2 protein-coding genes are annotated in these 1,718 nt (G+C 67.8%); both read right to left on the bottom strand.

What is annotated here, in order from left to right; all coding sequences use genetic code 11:
• A partial coding sequence (locus tag ACUH78_RS19190) for an IS91 family transposase (protein ID WP_510497611.1) occupies positions 1-818 on the bottom strand: 818 nt, incomplete at its 3' end.
• A gap of 7 nt (positions 819-825) precedes the next feature.
• Complete coding sequence (locus ACUH78_RS19185) at positions 826-1,701, bottom strand: tyrosine-type recombinase/integrase (protein WP_094269343.1); 876 nt, start codon at positions 1,699-1,701, stop codon at positions 826-828.
• Between the last annotated feature and the right edge of the window lie 17 nt (positions 1,702-1,718).

The following is a 1,718-nucleotide window of genomic DNA, read 5'->3' as shown; positions in this document are numbered from 1 at the left end:
ACCAGGCGACGGTTCGAGATCGCCACCCGATGGGTGTAGCGCGACAGGTAGGCGAGCACCGCCTCGGGGCCGGCGAAGGGCCGCTTGGCATAGACGACCCATTCGCTCGTGCGCAGTGGCGCGAGCCAGCGCAGGAACGCGGCCATTTGTGCCAGCGGGGCGAACTCGCCGAAGAAGCGCAGCACGCCGGCGTGATGCGCCTTCGCCAGCTCTTCCAGGAAACGCCGCCGGAACAGCCGCGAGAGCACGCGGACCGGCAAGAAGAAGCCATGCCGGCAGGCAATCCAGCGTTGCCCGTCGGCCGACAGGCCGCCGCCGGGGACGATGCCGTGCACGTGCGGGTGGTGCGTCATCGCCGAGCCCCACGTGTGCAGCACGAGCGTGGCGCCGATCGTCGCGCCAAGGTGCTTCGGATCGGCAGCGATGGTGAGCAGCGTCTCGGCGGCGACCTCGAATAGCAGCCGATAGACGAGCGCCTTGTTGGTGTAGGCGAACGCGCTGATCGGCGCCGGCAGCGTGAAGACCACGTGGTAATACTCGACCGGCAGCAGATCCGCCTGCCGGGCCTCGAGCCAACGCTGGGCGGCCCGCGCCTGACACTTCGGGCAGTGCCGGTTGCGGCACGAGTTGTAGCTGATGTCGATCTGCTCGCAGGCCTCACAGCGCAGCACGTGCCCGCCCAGCGCCGCAGTGCGGCACTGTTCGATGGCCGACATGACCTTCAACTGCCCAAGGCTCAGGTGACCGTGCTGGGCGAGGCGCCACGCCGGCCCGAAGGCGCGGAAGATGTCCGCGACCTCCAGTGCGGGGCGAGCCACGATGCGCCTACGCCGACTGCAAGGTCTCCAGCGGACTGACGACTTCGCGCAGCAGGTCGGTGGCGACCTGGGTGTAGATCACCGTGGTGTCGAGTTTCTTGTGGCCGAGCAGCGCCTGGATGATGCGGATGTCGACCTTCTGCTCGAGCAGGTGGGTCGCGAAGCAGTGGCGAAGCGTGTGCATCGACACCCGCTTGTCGATGCCGGCCGCCAGGGCGGCGGCCTGAACAGCGCGATTGAGCTGACGCGGGCTCAGTGACTCGATCGGGTTGAGGCCCGGGAACAACCAGCCGCCATCGAGCATCTTGCCCTGCGCCCGGGCGACCCGCCACCACACGCGCAACCGCTCCAGCAGCAAGGGCGAGAGCATCGCGTAGCGATCCTTGCGGCCTTTGCCTTGCTCGACCCGCAGGGTCATGCGCCCGCTGTCGACGTCGCTGACCTTGAGCGAGACCACTTCGCTCGCTCGCAGTCCGGTCGCGTAGGCGAGCGACAGCGCCGTCTGGTGCTTGAGATTGTTGCAGGCGGCGATCAGGCGCGCGATCTCCTCGCGGCTGAGCACCACCGGCAGGCGCTGTGGCAGCCGGACCGGCTGCATTCGCGCCATCAGCTCGCCGCGTTGGAGCGTGATGTCGAAGAAGAACTTCAGCCCGCTGATCGCGGCGTTGAGCGACATTGGCGAGGTGCCGGTATCGACCAGGTGCAACTGGTAGTTGCGCAGGTCCTCCACCGTGGCGGTATCGGGCGCGCGCCCCAGATAGCGCGTGAACCGGCACACCGCGCGGATGTACGCACTCTGCGTCTTGGGGGTGAGCTTGCGCATCCGCATGTCGTCGAGCATGCGCTGGCGCAAGGGGCTGACGGGACGAGTCGGGGTATCCATGGCTTGCTCCTGTCGAA

The sequence above is a fragment of the Thauera sp. ZXT1-4 genome (assembly GCF_052598215.2).
Note: the sequence above shows the minus strand (reverse complement) of the source record. Positions and strands in the feature narration are given on the sequence as shown.

Coding starts and splice junctions, on each gene's coding strand:
- ACUH78_RS19185 (WP_094269343.1), bottom strand. CDS start 1,701: ATGGATACCCCGACTCGTCCCGTCAGCCCCTTGCGCCAGCGCATGCTC.